Here is a 16240-nt window from a genome sequence, read left to right on the forward strand (position 1 = left end):
CCTTTCGCGCCGACTCTTCGTTGTTCCGCGCTGGCAGAGAATGACTATGCGGCGCGCGAAACGCCTCGATTCGGCGCGAAATGCGCTCCGGCGCGACCGCTCACCAAACGTCAACAGCCCCTAGCGATTCAATCCAGCTTCAGCGTCAGCAGATATTCTCCGCCATGCTCGCCCGGACGCGCGACGATGCGGCCGTCGCCGCTCAAGGCGGAAAAATCGCCGCTGCCGCTGCCCGGCACCACCAGCAGGCTGCCGCTGACGCCGGCCGTCGGGGAGTAGACGCCGTCATGCCGCAGAACGAAGCTGCCCGTCTTGCCGGCCCAGCGTGCCGTCACCCTCTCGTAGCCGACGAAGACGACGCCTTCGCCCGGCCGCGCCGGGTACAACAGCTGGTACTCCAGACGGCCCTCTCCTTCGAGCGGTCCGGTCAAGACGTTGACGATGCGGGCCCGCTTCAGCTCTCCTGCGCCATCGGCGGCATTCAGGCTCTCTTCCTGCCATTGGCTAGCTTGGAAACCACAAGCCAGCGAAACTGCGAGATGGGTGCTCATACGCTGCCCTCTTGTGGGGAAGCCATCAGCATAACCCTGAACGCCGGAAAAGAAAAACGCCGCCGGTGCCAAGAACCGGCGGCGTGGCTCAAGCCAGCGACAAGCGCGTCAAGCCAGCAGGCAGGACGACTGCGTGTCTTCGCTCAACTTGCGCAGCTTGGGCGCTTCTTGCGCGCAACGCGCCTCCGCTTGCGGGCAGCGGGTGCGGAACACGCAGCCGGACGGCGGGTTGATCGGGCTGGGCAAATCGCCTTGCAGGATCTGAATGGTCTTGTTCTTCTCCAGCTTCGGGTCCGGGATGGGAATCGCCGACAGCAAGGCGCGGGTATACGGGTGCGAGGGCACGTCGTACAGCGCATGCTTGTTGGCCAGTTCCATTTCGCGGCCCAGGTACATCACCAGGATGCGGTCGGAGATGTGCTTGACCACCGCCAGGTCGTGGGCGATGAAGATCAGCGCCAGGCCCATCTCGCGCTGCAGTTCCTTCAGCAGGTTGATGATCTGCGCCTGGATCGACACGTCCAGCGCCGACACCGGCTCGTCGCAGATGATCAGCTTGGGTTCCAGGATCAGCGCGCGGGCGATGCCGATGCGCTGGCACTGGCCGCCGGAGAACTCGTGCGGATAGCGGTTGATCATCTGCTCGCGCAGGCCGACGCGCTTCATCATCGCCTTGACGCGCTTCATGACTTCTTCCGCCGACAGCTCCGGCTTGTGCACGCGCAAGGGCTCGCCGATGATCTGGGCGATGGTCATGCGCGGGTTCAGCGATGCCAGCGGATCCTGGAAGATCATCTGGATATCCTTGCGCACGTTCAGCCAATCCCTCTGGCTGCCTTTGCGCAAGTCCTTGCCCATCCACACGATCTCGCCGTCGGTGGCCGGGATCAGGTTCAGAATGGCGCGCGACAGCGTGGATTTGCCGCAGCCGGACTCGCCGACCACGCCCAGCGTCTCGCCGGCGCGCAGATCGAAGCTGACGCCGTCCACTGCCTTCAGCGTTTTCTTCGGGCTCCACGGCCAGGCGTCGTCGCCCTTGACCTGGAAGTGCACCTTGACGTTGCGCACCGACAGAATGACTGGCTTGTTCTCAGACATGGGTCACCTCCGCGGCGGCTTGCACCAGTTCTTCCGCCGGCTTGTGGCAGGCGCGCAGAATCTTCGGGTTGAGCGTGCTGGCCGCCAGTTGCGGCAGCTCGGCGGCGCAGCGGGCGCTGACATGGACGCAGCGCTCGCTGAACGGGCAGCCCTTGGGCATATGCGCCATATTGGGCGGGTTGCCCGGGATGCTGACCAGGTCGCTGCCATCGTGGTCCAAGCGCGGCAAGGCACCCAGCAGGCCGATGGTGTAGGGATGGGTCGGATGGTAGAAGATGTCGTCGGCGCGGCCGTATTCCATCGCGCGGCCGCCGTACATCACCAGCACGTTTTCGCACAGGCCCGCCACCACGCCCAGATCGTGGGTGATCATGATGATGGAGGTGCCGAAATCGCGCTGCAGGTCTTTCAGCAAGGTCAGTATCTGCGCCTGCACCGTCACGTCCAGCGCGGTGGTCGGCTCGTCGGCGATCAGCACTTCCGGCTCGCACAGCAGCGCCATGGCGATCATCACGCGCTGGCGCATGCCGCCGGAGAATTCGTGCGGATACATGTCCACCCGGCGCGCCGCTTCGGGAATGCGCACCGCGTCCAACAGTTCGATGGCGCGCTTTTTGGCGTCGCGCCGGCTCATGCCCTTGTGCAGCTCCAGCACCTCGGTCATCTGCCGTTCCACCGTCAGATACGGGTTCAGCGAGGTCATCGGGTCCTGGAAGATCATTGAGATGCGGTCGCCGCGGATCTTGTTCAGCTGCGCCGCGCTCATGGTCAGGATGTTCTGGCCGTGGAACAGCGCCTCGCCGGTGGCTTGGCCGTTCTTGGCCAACAGGCCCATCATCGCCAGCACGGTCTGGCTCTTGCCGGAACCGGACTCGCCGACGATGCCGAGGGTCTGGCCCTTGTTCAACTCGAAGCTCACGCCGTTGACGGCGTTGACCACGCCGTCATTGGTCTGGAACTGCACCCCGAGATTGTTGACTTTCAAAATGCTCATGTCTTGCCTCGTCTATCCTGGGGTCAGCGGTCTTTCGGGTCCAGCGCGTCGCGCAGGCCGTCGCCGATATAGTTGGCGCAGTAAAGCGTCAAGGACAGCATGCCGGCCGGGAACAGCATCATCCACGGCTGGCTTTCCATGGCCTTGGTGCCGTCGCCGATCAGCACGCCCCAGCTGGTCATCGGCTCCTGCACGCCCAGGCCGAGGAAGGACAGCACGGATTCGGTCAGGATCACGCCCGGCACCGTCACCGTGGTGTAGATCACCACGATGCCCAGGAGGTTGGGCACGATATGGCGGAAGATGATGGTGGGCGTGGACACCCCGATGGCGTGTGCCGCTTCGATGTATTCCTTGGAACGGATGGCCAGCGTCTGGCCGCGCACCACGCGCGCCATGTCCATCCAGCCCAGGATGGTGATGGTCAACACCACCAGGTAGAACTCGCGGCCCAGGAGCGTCACCATCAGGATGGCGATCAAGAGGTAGGGCACGGCGTACATCATGTCGACGACGCGCATCATCACATTGTCGACCTTGCCGCCGAGAAAGCCGGCGGTGGCGCCCCACAGCACGCCGATGATCACCGCGGCGATGGTGGCCAGCAGGCCGACCATCAGCGAGATGCGGCCGCCGATCAAGGTGCGCACCAACAGGTCGCGGCCCAGTTCGTCGGTGCCGAACAGGTGCAGGTTGTGGAAGGTGGGCGCCAGGCTGATCGCATCCCAATCGGTGTCGGCGTAGCCATGCGGCAGCAGCCAGGGGCCGACGATACAGGACAGGGTGATCAGGGTCAGGATCACCAGGCTCACCACGGCGGCCTTGTTGCGGAAGAAACGGATGCGGGCATCGCGCCAGGGGCTGCGTCCCTCGGTCGCGGCCTCGGCCAGACCGGTTTCCAGCGCCGCGGCAACCGCGGCTTGTTTGCTTTTCATCATTGCGAAATCCCCCTCAGTAGCGGATCTTCGGATCGAGCAGGGCGTATGCCAGGTCGACGAGGAGGTTGAACACCACGGTGATCACCGTCACCAGCACCACCAGGCCCAATACCAGCGTGTAGTCGCGGTTGGACGCGCCGTTGACGATCAGCTTGCCGAGACCCGGCAGCGAGAAGATGGACTCGGTCACCACGGCGGAGGTGATCGACGAGATGGCCAGCGGCCCCAGCAGCGTCACCACCGGCATCAGCGCCGGCTTCAGCGCGTGGCGCAGCACGATGGTGCGCAGCGGCAGGCCCTTGGCGCGGGCGGTGCGGATGAAGTTGCTGTTCATCACCTCGATCAGGCTGCCGCGCATCACGCGGCCGATGGTGGCCACGTTGATGAACACCAGCAAGGCCACCGGCAACACCATGTAGGAAATGGCGAAATCATCCCAGCCGCCGGACGGCAGCCAGTGCAGCAGCATCGAGAAGATCAGCACCAGCACCGGACCGATGATGAAGGACGGGAAGGCGCTGCCCATATTGCCGACCAGCATCACCAGATAGTCGATGAGACTGTTCTGGCGCAAGGCGGCGATGGTGCCAAGCAGTACGCCGATCACCAGCGAAATCACGATGGCGCTGCCGCCGATGGCGGCGGAAACCGGCAGCGCGTGCGCCACCAGATCATTGACGCTCCAGTCCGCGTAGCGGAACGAGGCGCCCAAATCGCCATGCAGCAGGCTGTTCAGGTAATAGAGATACTGCTTCCACAAGGGCAGGTCCAGATGGTACTTGGCCTGCAGATTGGCCAGCACTTCCGGCGATACCTTGCGCTCGCCGTCGAACGGACCGCCAGGGGTCAAGTGCAGCAACAGGTAACAGACCGTCGTAACGGCCCAGACGGTTGGTATCGTCACCAACACGCGGCGAAGAGTGTAAGACCACATCGCATCAAACTCCCGTTCGCCCCGCTTCGGCGGCAGGCGGACGCCGGCCGCTCGCCCGGGGCGAGAACACCACAATCATCGGCCGGTTGCCCTTGCGGGACAACCGGCCTCGTCACGCGGAACTTCCCGCGCGGAATCGCTTAGTGCTGAATGATGTACAGGTACTTGCTGCGATAGCGGTCAGCCGTGTTCTTCAGCGAGTAGCCGCCGACATACGGCTTGACCAGACGCGGCAAGGTGTACTGCAGCACCGGGATCATCGGGTAGTCTTCCATCACCAGCTTGGTGGCTTGGGTCAACAACTCGGTGCGCTTGGCCGCATCGGTGGTCTCGTTGCCCTGCTGGATCAGCGCGTCAGCCTTCTTGTTGCAGTTGAAGTTGTCGTTCTGGGTGTTGCCGCACTGGATCAGCGCCAGGAAGGTGGTGGCATCGTTGTAGTCGGCCAGCCAGCCGTTGCGGGCGATCTGATAATCGCCGTCATGGCGCTTCTTCAGGAATACCTTGAACTCGGTGTTGTCCATGGCGGTATTCAGGCCCAGCTTGGTCTTCCACTCGGAAGCCACGAAGATGGCCATCTTCTTGTGGTAGTCGCTGGTATTGTAAGAGAGCTTGATGGTGGTGCCCGGCTTCACGCCGGCCTGGGCCAGCAGCTTCTTGGCCTCGTCCACGCGCTTGGCCATCGGCCACTTCACCCAATCGTAGGTGGACGGCTTGGCGCCGTGCACGCCGTTGACCATCACGCTATAAGCCGGCACCTGGCCGTCCGCGGTGATCTTGGCCGCCAAGAGGTCGCGGTCCAGCACCATGGACAGCGCCTTGCGCACACGCACGTCCTTCATCAGCGGGTCTTTGTGGTTCAGGCTGTAGTAGCGCAGGCCCAGAATGGTATTGTTCTTCAGATCCTTGGGCATTTCGCTCTTCAGCTTGGCGAAGGAGCCGGGCGGAATCTCATAGGTCATGTCGGTCTGGCCGGACAGATACAGCTTGTTGTCGGCGTTCTGGTCTTCGATCGGCAGGAAGCTGACCTTGGTCAGCTGGACGTTCTTGGCATCCCAGTACTGCGTGTTCTTCTCGATCACCACTTTGCTGTTGACCTGCCAGTCCTTCAGCACGAACGGGCCGTTGGACACCATCTTGCCCGGCTTGGTCCAGTCCTTGCCGTACTTGTCGATCACGGCCTTCGGCGCGGGGCCGAGCTGGGCATTCGACATCAGCTCAGGCAGATACGACACCGGGAAGGCGGTCTTCACTTCCAGCGTGTACTTGTCCAAGGCCTTGACGCCGATGGCGGTATTCGGCTTCTTGCCGGCCACGATATCCGGGCCGTTTTCAAAGAAGATGCCGAAGGTGCCGGCATACGGGGCGGCCAGCTTGGGGTCGACCAGGCGGCGGATGCCGTAGACGAAGTCGTCGGCGGTCACGGCGCTGCCGTCGGACCACTTGGCGGTTTTGCGCAGGTGGAATACCCAGGTGGTGGGGTTGGTCTGTTTCCAGGACTCGGCCACGCCCGGCAGCAGCTTGCCATCATTGTCGGTGGCGGTCAGGCCTTCGAACAGGTCATGGGTAATGATGTTGGCGGGCACCCCCTCCACCACCATGGGATCGAGCGACTCCGGCTCGGAACCATTGGAGCGCACCAGCTCCTGTTTAGCGGCCAGCTTGACGCCGGCCGGCACATTGGCGGCCAGCACGGAACCGGAAACCAGGGCCAGCGCGACAGCGGCGGCGATCCCCTGCAGCGATTGCTTGTTAGTCATTTTCTACTCTCCTTGTTCTGTCTCGACGCGTGAGCAACGGGTCGCGATTTTTTTTCACTCGATTGTATCCAGAGTGGATCGCTGATTATGCGCCGAGGGTTTTGAATACTTCAAGCCCTAAAACGCGCACTATTCCATTCATTTTCCTCAACATGCAAGATTTGTCTGACAATGGACTGTTCGGACAAATCAATGGCTTGCTCATCCGCTATTTTTTATACCTATTGCATTTTTGCATGCCAAATCCTGTTGCCTCAAATCAACCAAACTCATGCCTGTCGTGCTTCGCGCCAGCATGGCGCAGGCTTGGAGCGAAGTATGCTAATGCGCTTGAATCATCAAAAGAAGTATTTTACGCAGCCGCTTCGCCTGAAATGAAAAAAGCCGCTGAAAAGCGGCTTTACCATCAATTTTTCTCAACACTGACGGCGTTTTACAGTTTCATGCGCCAGCCCACGCTGTCGCCGGCCCGCAGCGGCACGAGGACATCGCCGGGATACGGCAGCTCGGCCGGCACCGTCCAGCTTTCCTTGGCCAGGGTGATACGGTCCGCGTTGGCGGACAGGCCGTAGAATGCCGGACCATTCAAGCTGGCGAAGGCCTCCAGCTTGTCCAGCGCGCCGGCGGCCTCGAAGGCCTCGGCGTACAGTTCGATTGCGGCATGGGCGGTATACATGCCGGCGCAGCCGCAAGCGGACTCCTTGGCGCCCTTCGCGTGCGGCGCGCTGTCGGTGCCGAGGAAGAACTTGGCCGAGCCGGAAGTAGCCGCCTTGACCAGGGCTTGGCGGTGCAGCTCGCGCTTCAACACCGGCAGGCAGTAATGATGCGGCCGGATGCCGCCGACAAACAGCGCGTTGCGGTTCATCAGCAGATGATGGGCGGTGATGGTGGCGGCGATGTTGTCCGGCGCGGCGGCCACAAACTCGGCCGCCTCGCGCGTGGTGATGTGCTCGAACACCACCTTCAGATTCGGCAGCTTGGCCAGCAGCGGCTTCATCACGCGCTCGATGAACACCGCCTCGCGGTCGAATACGTCGATGTCGGCGTCGGTGACTTCGCCGTGCACCAACAGCGGCATGCCCACTTCCGCCATTGCCTGCAGCGCCGGCATGGCATGGGCGATGTCGGTGACGCCATGATCGGAGTTGGTGGTGGCGCCGGCCGGGTACAGCTTGACGCCGTGGACGAAACCGCTGGCCTTGGCCTTGCGGATCTCCTCGGCGCGGGTCTTGTCGGTCAGATACAGCGTCATCAGCGGCTCGAAGGCGCTGCCGGCCGGACGAGCGGCCAAAATCCGCTCGCGGTAGGCGGCGGCGGCTTCGACGGTGGTGACCGGCGGCTTCAGATTGGGCATCACGATGGCGCGGCCCATCTGGCGACAGGTATCGGGCAACACGGCGGCCAGCGCGGCGTCGTCGCGCAGGTGCAGGTGCCAATCGTCGGGGCGGATCAGGGTCAGTGTCTGCATGGTGGATCGCTTGCGTAACGGTGGATGAAACAATGGCGACGGAAAACCGTCGCCATGGGCTTACTTGCGGCGCAGCACCATTCGGAACTTGCCTTCAGCTGTCGTGGTCGACTCCATCAGGCCATTGCCGGTCTGGCGGCAAAAAGCCTCGAAATCCTTAGGCGCGCCCGGATCGGTGGCGATCACCTCCAGCACGGCGCCGCTGGCCATGTCCGCCAACGCCTTCTTGGCGCGCAAAATCGGCAAGGGGCAGTTCAAGCCGGAAAGGTCGATGTGTTTGTCGGGTGTCATGGGCCGGTGTCCTCAGCCATATCGGGTTACAATGAGGGGAACATGGCGCGGCCGCGATGCGCGGCAAGCCGTAGCCGTATAGTTTACGCCAGTCGTCAAGCCTTACCCAAATCGGTCCGTATCATGTGCATCATCGCCTTTGCCTATAAAACGCCGGGCTTGGGCCAGCTGGTCTTGCTGGCCAACCGCGACGAATACTACGCCCGCCCCGCCGCGCCGCTGGATTGGTGGCCGGAATACCCCAACACGCTGGGCGGCCGCGACTTGCAGTCCGGCGGCAGCTGGCTGATGGTGGACGGCCGCAACCGCATCGCCGCCATCACCAACTTCCGCGACGGCTTCCCGCCCAAGGCGGAGCGTTCGCGCGGCGAGCTGGTGGAGCGCTTCGTCAGCGGCGACGACGATCCTTTCGCCTTCGCCGACTGGCTGCGGGCCGAGAGCCATCATTACGCGCCGTTCAATCTGCTGTTCGGCAGCAGCGCCGACCTGTTCTTCTTCCACAGCCCCAACCGGCAGATCGCCCGCGTCACGCCGGGCATCCACACGCTGTCCAACGCCACGCTGGACACGCCATGGTTCAAATGCCGGCGGCTGGCGGAATACCTGAGCGAATTCGGCCGGCCGCCGACCGAAGACCAGGCCTATGCGGCGCTGGCCGATCCGACGCCGGCCGGGCCGGGCGAGTTGCCCAACACCCGCATCGGCATGGCGCTGGAAAAAACGCTGTCGCCCATCTTCATCCAGGGCCGCGACTACGGCACCCGCAGCTCCATGCTGCTGACCGTGAGCAATCGCGGCGATATCGGATTTTCCGAACGCAGCTGGGGCCTGGCCGGACGCGAAACCGGCCGCCGCCACTACAACCTGCGCGCCGGCACGGCGCGCTGATCCGGAGCACTCCATTGAAATTTCGTCATACCCTGCCGGCGCTGCTGGCGCTGTGCCTGAGCCTGACGGCGCAGGCCGAAGGCAAGCTGATCAAGAACAACAACTACGCCCTCGATGTGGACAAGCCATGGGAGGAGCAGGCCTACTCGCTGCCGGCCTACCCGCAGGCGGCCGACTGGATAGAAGTGAAGCCGGACTGGCTGCAAAGCAACCGCTTCTTTGTCGACGGCAAAACCTTGAGCGTGGGCCAGGACGGCGTGGTGCGCTTCATCAGCCGGGTGCTCAGCGGCCAGGTGGAGAACCTCAGCGTCGAAGGCATCCAGTGCAAGAGCAATCAATACCGGGCCTATGGCTTCGGCGACAGCGTCAACCAGCGCTGGATAGAACCGATGCGCCCGCTGTGGCAGGACATCGTCTACAGCGACAAGCTGCGCCGCGAGCTGCGCACGCTGCTGTGTCCGTTTGGCAGCGCGCCGCGCGACGCCGCGCAGGCGGCGGAGTCGCTGCGCAAAGGCGGCTGAAGCCCGCTGCGGATAGCCGGATGGATGTTCTAAGATAAAGCATCTGTCTTGCATTCGCGTAGGCGCCGATGGATCAGCAAACTCTGCAGGAAAATCGCGAAAGGGAATGGGTCAGGCGGCTGTTTGAGCAAAAAGGCATCGCGCCCATTGATGTCAGATCGCTGAAGTGCCCGGCGCCGGATGTCGGCGTGGCGCTGTCAGATGGCCGCTTTCTGGCCATCGAGGTGACCGAGGTGCTGGCCGGCGAGCACGCCCGCCGCAATGCCCGCAAAAAGGAAGTCCAGCAAGCCCAGCAGGCCGCAGGCGGCATAGGCTCGATGTTCACCCGGCCGGCCAACGCGCTGGACGTCGCCTGCCGCATCGAGGCCAAGGTCGGCAAGGACTACCACGTGCCCAACGGCCATCAGCTGCATCTGCTGCTGGCGGCCGGCACCTTCGAGCACGGCGCGATGGCGTCCACTCTGCTGCTGTACATCTCGATTCCGGAACTGAACCAGCTGACCCACAGCATGCTGGCCCATTCGCGCTACCAGCATGTCTACCTGCATTTGCAGCGCGGGCGCGGCCTGTACGAGTGGAACCGTCTTGACCGCTGGCATGAGATCCACCCGCCCACGGCGCATCTGGACAGCTACCCCAGCCCGCAGCTATTGGGCCAGGAGGCCGGCAAATAGACTGCCCACCTAATCGGTGCGCGGAAACGAGCACGGATAAAAAGCACCCTAGCCCTCCGCCCGCCAGTTGCCGCTCTTGCCGCCGTCTTTTTCCAGCAAGCGGATGCCGCTGATTTCCATGCCGCGGTCCACCGCCTTGCACATGTCGTAGATGGTCAATAGGCCTACATTGACGGCCGTCAGCGCCTCCATTTCCACCCCGGTCTGGCCATGGCATTCCGCCGTGACTTCGATGCGCACGGCCGACGAGTCGTCCAGCAGTTCGAAATCCACCGCCAGCCGCGTCAGCGCGATCGGATGGCACAAGGGAATCAAGTCCCAGGTTTTCTTGGCCGCCATGATCGCGGCTACGCGGGCGATGCCGAGCACATCGCCCTTCTTGTGGCCGCCGCTTTTCACCAGCGCGAACGTGGCCGGCAGCATGCGGATCATGCCCTCGGCCACGGCGCGCCGCGCCGTGGCGGCCTTGCCGCCGACATCGACCATATGAGCCTGGCCGGCGGCGTCGAAATGGGTCAGTCGGGTCATGGCAAACCTTTCGAGTAAAACAGGATCAGCCACGGAAGCGCACGGAAAGACGCGGACAAAATCTGCCGCTGCTTTTTTAACGACGCACGAGGCCGGTAGTCATCTCTTGTGCGTCCAAGCGTCTAAGTTCCGTGTTCTTCCGTGTGTTTCCGTGGCGATGGCTAAATTTGTTCAGGACTGCATTCAACGCAGCAGGCGGAATATGAGCCAGAAACAGGCGACGATGATCAACAGGCCGGCGCTCCAGCGGACAATAGCCAGCACGCAGCGCAGATAGCGGCGGTCACGGGTCAGCGCAAAGCACAGCAGCGCCCAGCCTATCGCCAGTATCGTCGCCAGCAGCCACAGCCGCCAGAAGCCGAACACGGCCTAATCCTGCTGCGGCAGCTGGTGGAAGCTGGACGGCGCATCCAGCACGTCGTCGAAGCTGACGAACTCCCAGGCCTCCGGCGTTTCCAGCAGCTTGCGCAGCAGTTTGTTGTTCATCGCATGGCCGGACTTGTGGCCGGAGAAGGCCGCGATCAGCGGATGGCCGACGATGTAGAGGTCGCCGATCGCGTCCAGAATCTTGTGGCGGACGAACTCGTCCGGGAAGCGCAGGCCCTCCGGATTCAGCACGTACTCGTCATCGATCACGATGGCGTTGTCCAGGCTGCCGCCGCGGCCCAGGCCGTGGTTGCGCATGTATTCCACCTCGTGCATGAAGCCGAAAGTGCGGGCGCGGCTGATTTCGTCGCTATACGAGTGGCGGGCGAAGTCCACCACCACGGTCTGCGGCGCGCGGTTGAACGCCGGATGGTTGAACTCGATGGACAGGGTGATCTTGAAGCCGTCGTATGGGTCCAGCCGGACCCATACGCCGCAGTCTTCCACCATCACGGTCTGTTTGACGCGGATGAAACGCTTTTTCTTGGGCTGCTCGACAATCCCGGCCGTCTGCAACAGATACAGAAACGGCGCGGCGGAACCATCCATGATGGGGATTTCCGCCGCCGTCACTTCGACGACCAGGTTATCGATGCCGAAACCCGCGAAGGCCGACATCAGATGCTCGATCGTGCCGACACGCACGCCGGTGTCCGTCACCAGCGTGGAGGAGAGGCGCGTGTCGTTGACGAGCAATGGGTCCACCTTCACATCCACCGGCTCGGGCAAGTCGGTGCGACGGAAGAGGATGCCGGTATCGGGCGGCGCCGGCAGCAGGGTGAGCTTCACCCGCTCGCCGGAATGCAGACCGACGCCCGTGGCGCTGATCGCTTGCTTCAGCGTGCGCTGCAAGATCATTTCAGGCTACTCAATCCAGACGGGAAAACCCGATTCTAGCATAGCGACTGCCTATGCTTTATTGATTGATTCGCTAGCATGAATAGCGTTTATCTATCCGCATCCCTCGCTCAGTCCGCCTGCTTGCGCAGGAAGGCCGGAATATCGTAGCTCTCGCTGACTTCCGGATTGGAAAAGTCCAGCGACTGCGCGGCGCGGCGACGGCCGGTGCGCATGATGGCCGGCGCATCCAGGTCTTCGTAGTTCACCATTTCCACGGCGCGGTCGTCGGTGCCGGTCTTGACGATCTTGATGTACTCCGGACGATCCTCGTTGCGGGCAGCCTTCTTCTGGCCCAAGCCGGTGGCGATCAGCGTCACGCGGATGGTGTCTTCCGGCATGTCTTCCACTTCGGCGGTGCCGAACTTGATCTGCGCGTCCTCGTCCGCGTACTGGCGGATGATGCCCATGATCTCGCGGTACTCGCTCATCTTCAGGCAGCCCGGGGCGGTGGAGATGTTCACCAGCACGCCGCGAGCGCCTTCCAGCGTGATGTTGTCCAAGAGCGGGCTGGCCACGGCCTGCTCGGCGGCCACGCGGGCGCGGTCGATGCCGGAGGCGTAGGCGGAACCCATCATCGCCAGGCCCATTTCGCTCATCACGGTGCGCACGTCGGCGAAGTCGACGTTGATCAGGCCCGGGCAGGTGATCACTTCGGCGATGCCGGCCACGGCGCCCTTCAATACATCGTCGGCGGCGCGGAAGGCTTCGCGCATGGTGACGTCGTCGCCCAGCACTTCCATCAGCTTCTCGTTGGGGATCACGATCAGCGAGTCCACATGCTTCTTCAGGTCCTCGATGCCGTTCTGCGCCACTTTCATGCGCTTGCCTTCATGGTCGAACGGACGGGTGACCACGCCCACGGTCAGGATGCCCATTTCCTTGGCCACTTCCGCCACCACCGGGGCGGCGCCGGTGCCGGTCCCGCCGCCCATGCCGGCGGTGACGAACACCATATTGGCGCCGCGCAGGGTTTCCGCGATGCGTTCGCGGTCTTCCAGCGCCGCGCTGCGGCCCACCTCCGGATTGGCGCCGGCGCCCAGGCCGCGCGTCAGGTTGGTGCCCAGCTGCAGCTTCTGCGGCGCGCGATTGCGCTGCAGCGACTGCGCGTCGGTGTTGGCGCAAATGAATTCCACGCCGTGCACGTTGCCGGAGATCATGTTGTCGATGGCATTGCAACCGCCGCCGCCCACGCCGATCACCTTGATCACGGCCGAGTTGGCCGTCTCTTGCATCACTTCGAATACCATTCCGCTCATTTCCCTCTCCTCACATAAAAGATGAGCCAATCAAACTGCTTTGTACTGCGCCCGAACAACATTGCGTACACCGCCGGCCCTCGCCGACGGCCCTAATCTGATCAGAAATTGCTGCCGAACCAAGCCTTCATCCGCGAGAACATCTGGCCGACGCCGGCCGACTCGGCCTTCACCGGGCCGGCATAGCCCTGGATCTGCTCCTTGCCGTACAGCAGCAGGCCCACGCCGGTGGAGAAGCGCGGCGTCTTCACCACCTCGGCCAGGCCGCCGACGTACTTGGGCACGCCCACGCGCACCGGCAGGTGGAACACTTCTTCGGCCAGCTCCACCATGCCCGGCATCAGACTGGCGCCGCCGGTCAGCACCATGCCGGACGACAACATCTCTTCAAAACCGCTGCGGCGCAGTTCCTGCTGCACCAGCTGGAACAGCTCTTCCACCCGCGGCTCGATCACCTCGGCCAGGGTGGCGCGCGACATCTGGCGCGGACCGCGCTCGCCCACGCCCGGCACTTCTATCATCTGGGCCGGATCGGCCATGCCCACCAGGGCCACGCCATGCTGGATCTTGATGTCCTCGGCTTCCTTGGTCGGGGTGCGCAGCGCCATGGCGATGTCGTTGGTGATCTGGTCGCCGGCGATCGGAATCACCGCGGTGTGGCGGATCGCGCCGCCCACGTACACGGCGATGTCGGTAGTGCCTCCGCCGATGTCGATCAGGCACACGCCCAGGTCTTTTTCGTCCTCGGACAGCACGGCGATGGCCGAGGCCATCGGCTGCAGCACCAGGTCGGACACTTCCAGGCCGCAGCGGCGCACGCACTTGGTCACGTTCTGCGCGGCGGACACCGCGCCGGTGACGATGTGCACCTTGGCTTCCAGCCGCACGCCGCTCATGCCCAGGGGCTCGCGCACGCCTTCCTGGCCGTCGATGCTGTATTCCTGGGTCAGGATGTGCAGCACCTGGTGGTCCGGCGGAATGGTCACGGCGCGCGCGGTTTCGATCACCCGATCAATATCCATCTTGGTGACTTCGCGGTCCTTGATCGCCACCATGCCGTGTGAGTTCACGCTCTTGATGTGGCTGCCGGCGATGCCGACAAACACCTCGTGAATCTTGCAGTCGGCCATCAGCTCGGCCTCCTCCAGCGCGCGCTGAATCGCCTGCACGGTGGATTCGATGTTCACCACCATGCCGCGCTTCAACCCGCGCGAAGGCGTATGGCCCATGCCGACGATATTCAGCTGGCCGTCTTCCAGCACCTCGGCCACGATCGCCACGATCTTGGAGGTGCCGATATCCAGGCCGACCAGCATGTTCTTGCTTTCCTTTGGTTTGCTCACCTGTCGCTCCAACGCCTAATCACTTGTTTCCCTTGGCCGGCGGCGCCTTGTAATCGGGCATCCGCACAGCGAATCCATTTGGATAGCGCAGGTCGACGTATTCGATGTGATACGGCAACCGCGCCAACTCGCTCTTCCAGTAGGTGGCGAAGCGCTCCGCCCTCGCCACCGCGTCATTCCGTCCCAGCTCCAGCTGCAGCTGGTTGTCCAGCCCCACTTTCCATGCCCGCCGCGACGACAGCCACAGCTCGCGCGGGACCAGGCCCGACGGCTGCAAGGCCTGGCGCAGTTGCGTCAGCATCGCCGTCATGTCCCTCTCCGTCCCGGCCGGGCCGTAAAACACCGGCAGCTTCGCGTCGCTGGCGGCGTCGAAACGCTCGCCGCGCGTATTGACCAGACCGTTTTCTCCCCAGCGCGCCAGCGCCACATGCTCCTCTACGGTGATATCCAGCGCGTCCGGCCAGCGCCGTCTCACCTGCGCGTCGCGCACCCATGGCAGCTTGCCGAAGGCGGCGCGCGTCTTGTCGATATCCAACGTGAAGAAGGTGCCGGCCAGCTCATGCTCCGCGATGAACCGCAACTGCTCTGCCGTCACCCGGTTCATGTCGCCCTGAATCCGTATCTTCTTCACCGGGAACACCGGCTCGTGCGTCAGCCAGAATCCCCCCGCGTACAGCAACATCAGCGCTGCCGCGCCCAGCATCCAATTGGCCAGGCCCCGGAGCAGCCGATGGTTATCCCACATGCACCGTATCCAATACCTTCAGACACAGGTCCTCGTATGCGATCCCTTCTGCCTTGGCCGCCATCGGCACCAGGCTGTGGCTGGTCATGCCCGGGTTGGTGTTGGCCTCCAGCAGATAGATGCCGCCGGCCTCGTCCATCAGGAAATCCACCCGGCCCCAGCCTTGGCAACCCAGCACCTTGAACGCGGTCAGACACAGTTCGCGCGCGCGGCGTTCCGCCTCGCCGGCCAGTCCAGGGCAGCGGTACACCGTGTCGTCGCGAAAATACTTGGCGTCGTAGTCGTAGTACTCGGTCGCCGGCTCGATCTTCACCGTCGGATAGGCGGCCTCGCCTATCACGGCGCAGGTGTATTCGCCGCCGCCGATGAACTGCTCGGCGATCACCACGCGGTCGTACTTGCGCGCTTCCTCATACGCCGCCTTCAAACCACCCGCCTGCTTGACCTTGGTCACGCCGATGCTGGAACCCTCGGTCGACGGCTTGACGAAGATAGGCAGGCCCAGTTGCCGCTCGATCGCGTCGAAATCGCTGTCGTCGGACAACAGTTCGAAGGCCGGAATCGGCAAACCCGCGCCCTTCCACAACAGCTTGGTGCGCCATTTGTCCATGCTGATGGCCGAAGCCATCACGCCGCAACCGGTATACGGCACGCCCAGCGCTTCCAGCGCGCCCTGCAGGGTGCCGTCTTCGCCGAACGGGCCGTGCAACACGTTGAACACGCGGTCGAATCCTTCTTCCTTCAGCGCCGCAAGCGGTTTTTCCGACGGGTCGAACTTGTGCGCGTCCACGCCTTTGCTCAGCAAGGCAGTCAATACGCCGTTGCCGCTCATCAGCGACACCTCGCGCTCCGCCGAGCTTCCGCCCATCAACACCGCCACCTTGCCGTACTGCTTCATCTGTCTATCCTCAACACGCCCGCGCCGCGC

General features: G+C 63.4%; 18 protein-coding genes. 3 read left to right on the top strand and 15 right to left on the bottom strand.

What is annotated here, in order from left to right; genetic code table 11:
• Window positions 1–128: 128 nt before the first annotated feature.
• The 8 genes from QUG01_RS06085 to QUG01_RS06120 all read right to left on the bottom strand — a co-directional run bounded on the left by QUG01_RS06085 (window position 129) and on the right by QUG01_RS06120 (window position 8031).
• Window positions 129–551 (bottom strand): DUF3224 domain-containing protein, encoded by a 423-nt coding sequence (locus QUG01_RS06085; protein ID WP_500829350.1) that lies wholly within the window; start codon window positions 549–551, stop codon window positions 129–131.
• Window positions 552–659: 108 nt separating this feature from the next.
• Window positions 660–1649 (bottom strand): murein tripeptide/oligopeptide ABC transporter ATP binding protein OppF, encoded by a 990-nt coding sequence (oppF, locus tag QUG01_RS06090; RefSeq protein ID WP_500829351.1) that lies wholly within the window; start codon window positions 1647–1649, stop codon window positions 660–662.
• Window positions 1642–2643, bottom strand: coding sequence for an oligopeptide/dipeptide ABC transporter ATP-binding protein (locus QUG01_RS06095; RefSeq protein WP_500829352.1), 1002 nt, complete (start codon window positions 2641–2643; stop codon window positions 1642–1644). Before QUG01_RS06095 ends, oppF begins: the two co-directional genes overlap by 8 nt.
• Before the next feature lie 23 nt (window positions 2644–2666).
• On the bottom strand, window positions 2667–3581 hold the full coding sequence (locus QUG01_RS06100) for an ABC transporter permease subunit (protein ID WP_500829353.1): 915 nt from the start codon (window positions 3579–3581) through the stop codon (window positions 2667–2669).
• Window positions 3582–3594: 13 nt separating this feature from the next.
• Window positions 3595–4515, bottom strand: a complete 921-nt coding sequence (gene oppB, locus QUG01_RS06105; RefSeq protein WP_500829354.1) for an oligopeptide ABC transporter permease OppB — start codon at window positions 4513–4515, stop codon at window positions 3595–3597.
• Between the two features lie 140 nt (window positions 4516–4655).
• On the bottom strand, window positions 4656–6272 hold the full coding sequence (locus QUG01_RS06110; protein ID WP_500829355.1) for a peptide ABC transporter substrate-binding protein: 1617 nt from the start codon (window positions 6270–6272) through the stop codon (window positions 4656–4658).
• A gap of 433 nt (window positions 6273–6705) precedes the next feature.
• Window positions 6706–7740 (bottom strand): dihydroorotase, encoded by a 1035-nt coding sequence (pyrC, locus tag QUG01_RS06115; RefSeq protein ID WP_500829356.1) that lies wholly within the window; start codon window positions 7738–7740, stop codon window positions 6706–6708.
• Window positions 7741–7800: 60 nt separating this feature from the next.
• Complete coding sequence (locus QUG01_RS06120) at window positions 7801–8031, bottom strand: sulfurtransferase TusA family protein (RefSeq protein ID WP_043623827.1); 231 nt, start codon at window positions 8029–8031, stop codon at window positions 7801–7803.
• Between the two features lie 123 nt (window positions 8032–8154).
• Here QUG01_RS06120 and QUG01_RS06125 point away from each other — a divergent pair, with 123 nt between their 5' ends.
• The 3 genes from QUG01_RS06125 to QUG01_RS06135 all read left to right on the top strand — a co-directional run bounded on the left by QUG01_RS06125 (window position 8155) and on the right by QUG01_RS06135 (window position 10114).
• Entirely contained in the window at window positions 8155–8919 is a 765-nt protein-coding gene (locus QUG01_RS06125) for an NRDE family protein (protein ID WP_500829357.1), read from the top strand.
• A 14-nt stretch (window positions 8920–8933) separates the two neighbouring features.
• The gene (locus QUG01_RS06130) at window positions 8934–9440 is read left to right on the top strand and encodes a CNP1-like family protein (protein ID WP_500829358.1); all 507 of its coding nucleotides are present in this window, start codon (window positions 8934–8936) and stop codon (window positions 9438–9440) included.
• A gap of 68 nt (window positions 9441–9508) precedes the next feature.
• Entirely contained in the window at window positions 9509–10114 is a 606-nt protein-coding gene (locus QUG01_RS06135; RefSeq protein ID WP_500829359.1) for a hypothetical protein, read from the top strand.
• 48 nt (window positions 10115–10162) lie between these two features.
• On the opposite strand, the gene moaC is transcribed toward QUG01_RS06135, so the two are convergent.
• The 7 genes from moaC to QUG01_RS06170 all read right to left on the bottom strand — a co-directional run bounded on the left by moaC (window position 10163) and on the right by QUG01_RS06170 (window position 16210).
• Window positions 10163–10642 carry a cyclic pyranopterin monophosphate synthase MoaC gene (gene moaC / locus QUG01_RS06140; RefSeq protein WP_500829360.1) on the bottom strand — a complete coding sequence of 160 codons (480 nt, stop codon included), beginning with the start codon at window positions 10640–10642 and terminating at the stop codon, window positions 10163–10165.
• Between the two features lie 183 nt (window positions 10643–10825).
• Window positions 10826–11008, bottom strand: coding sequence for a hypothetical protein (locus QUG01_RS06145; RefSeq protein WP_500829361.1), 183 nt, complete (start codon window positions 11006–11008; stop codon window positions 10826–10828).
• Between the two features lie 3 nt (window positions 11009–11011).
• On the bottom strand, window positions 11012–11923 hold the full coding sequence (gene lpxC / locus QUG01_RS06150) for a UDP-3-O-acyl-N-acetylglucosamine deacetylase (protein ID WP_500829458.1): 912 nt from the start codon (window positions 11921–11923) through the stop codon (window positions 11012–11014).
• 113 nt (window positions 11924–12036) lie between these two features.
• Window positions 12037–13224, bottom strand: a complete 1188-nt coding sequence (ftsZ, locus tag QUG01_RS06155) for a cell division protein FtsZ (RefSeq protein WP_043623812.1) — start codon at window positions 13222–13224, stop codon at window positions 12037–12039.
• Between the two features lie 101 nt (window positions 13225–13325).
• Window positions 13326–14567 carry a cell division protein FtsA gene (gene ftsA / locus QUG01_RS06160; protein WP_043623809.1) on the bottom strand — a complete coding sequence of 414 codons (1242 nt, stop codon included), beginning with the start codon at window positions 14565–14567 and terminating at the stop codon, window positions 13326–13328.
• A 19-nt stretch (window positions 14568–14586) separates the two neighbouring features.
• On the bottom strand, window positions 14587–15312 hold the full coding sequence (locus tag QUG01_RS06165; protein ID WP_500829362.1) for a cell division protein FtsQ/DivIB: 726 nt from the start codon (window positions 15310–15312) through the stop codon (window positions 14587–14589).
• Window positions 15302–16210, bottom strand: a complete 909-nt coding sequence (locus tag QUG01_RS06170) for a D-alanine--D-alanine ligase (protein WP_500829363.1) — start codon at window positions 16208–16210, stop codon at window positions 15302–15304. Before QUG01_RS06170 ends, QUG01_RS06165 begins: the two co-directional genes overlap by 11 nt.
• Window positions 16211–16240: the final 30 nt, after the last annotated feature.

This window comes from Chromobacterium sp. CCUG 76385, from assembly GCF_059916625.1.

Coding starts and splice junctions, on each gene's coding strand:
- pyrC (WP_500829356.1), bottom strand. CDS start 7,740: ATGCAGACACTGACCCTGATCCGCCCCGACGATTGGCACCTGCACCTG.
- QUG01_RS06135 (WP_500829359.1), top strand. CDS start 9,509: ATGGATCAGCAAACTCTGCAGGAAAATCGCGAAAGGGAATGGGTCAGG.
- QUG01_RS06165 (WP_500829362.1), bottom strand. CDS start 15,312: ATGTGGGATAACCATCGGCTGCTCCGGGGCCTGGCCAATTGGATGCTG.
- QUG01_RS06085 (WP_500829350.1), bottom strand. CDS start 551: ATGAGCACCCATCTCGCAGTTTCGCTGGCTTGTGGTTTCCAAGCTAGC.
- ftsZ (WP_043623812.1), bottom strand. CDS start 13,224: ATGAGCGGAATGGTATTCGAAGTGATGCAAGAGACGGCCAACTCGGCC.
- QUG01_RS06100 (WP_500829353.1), bottom strand. CDS start 3,581: ATGATGAAAAGCAAACAAGCCGCGGTTGCCGCGGCGCTGGAAACCGGT.
- oppB (WP_500829354.1), bottom strand. CDS start 4,515: ATGTGGTCTTACACTCTTCGCCGCGTGTTGGTGACGATACCAACCGTC.
- QUG01_RS06170 (WP_500829363.1), bottom strand. CDS start 16,210: ATGAAGCAGTACGGCAAGGTGGCGGTGTTGATGGGCGGAAGCTCGGCG.
- QUG01_RS06095 (WP_500829352.1), bottom strand. CDS start 2,643: ATGAGCATTTTGAAAGTCAACAATCTCGGGGTGCAGTTCCAGACCAAT.
- QUG01_RS06110 (WP_500829355.1), bottom strand. CDS start 6,272: ATGACTAACAAGCAATCGCTGCAGGGGATCGCCGCCGCTGTCGCGCTG.
- oppF (WP_500829351.1), bottom strand. CDS start 1,649: ATGTCTGAGAACAAGCCAGTCATTCTGTCGGTGCGCAACGTCAAGGTG.
- QUG01_RS06120 (WP_043623827.1), bottom strand. CDS start 8,031: ATGACACCCGACAAACACATCGACCTTTCCGGCTTGAACTGCCCCTTG.
- QUG01_RS06125 (WP_500829357.1), top strand. CDS start 8,155: ATGTGCATCATCGCCTTTGCCTATAAAACGCCGGGCTTGGGCCAGCTG.
- moaC (WP_500829360.1), bottom strand. CDS start 10,642: ATGACCCGACTGACCCATTTCGACGCCGCCGGCCAGGCTCATATGGTC.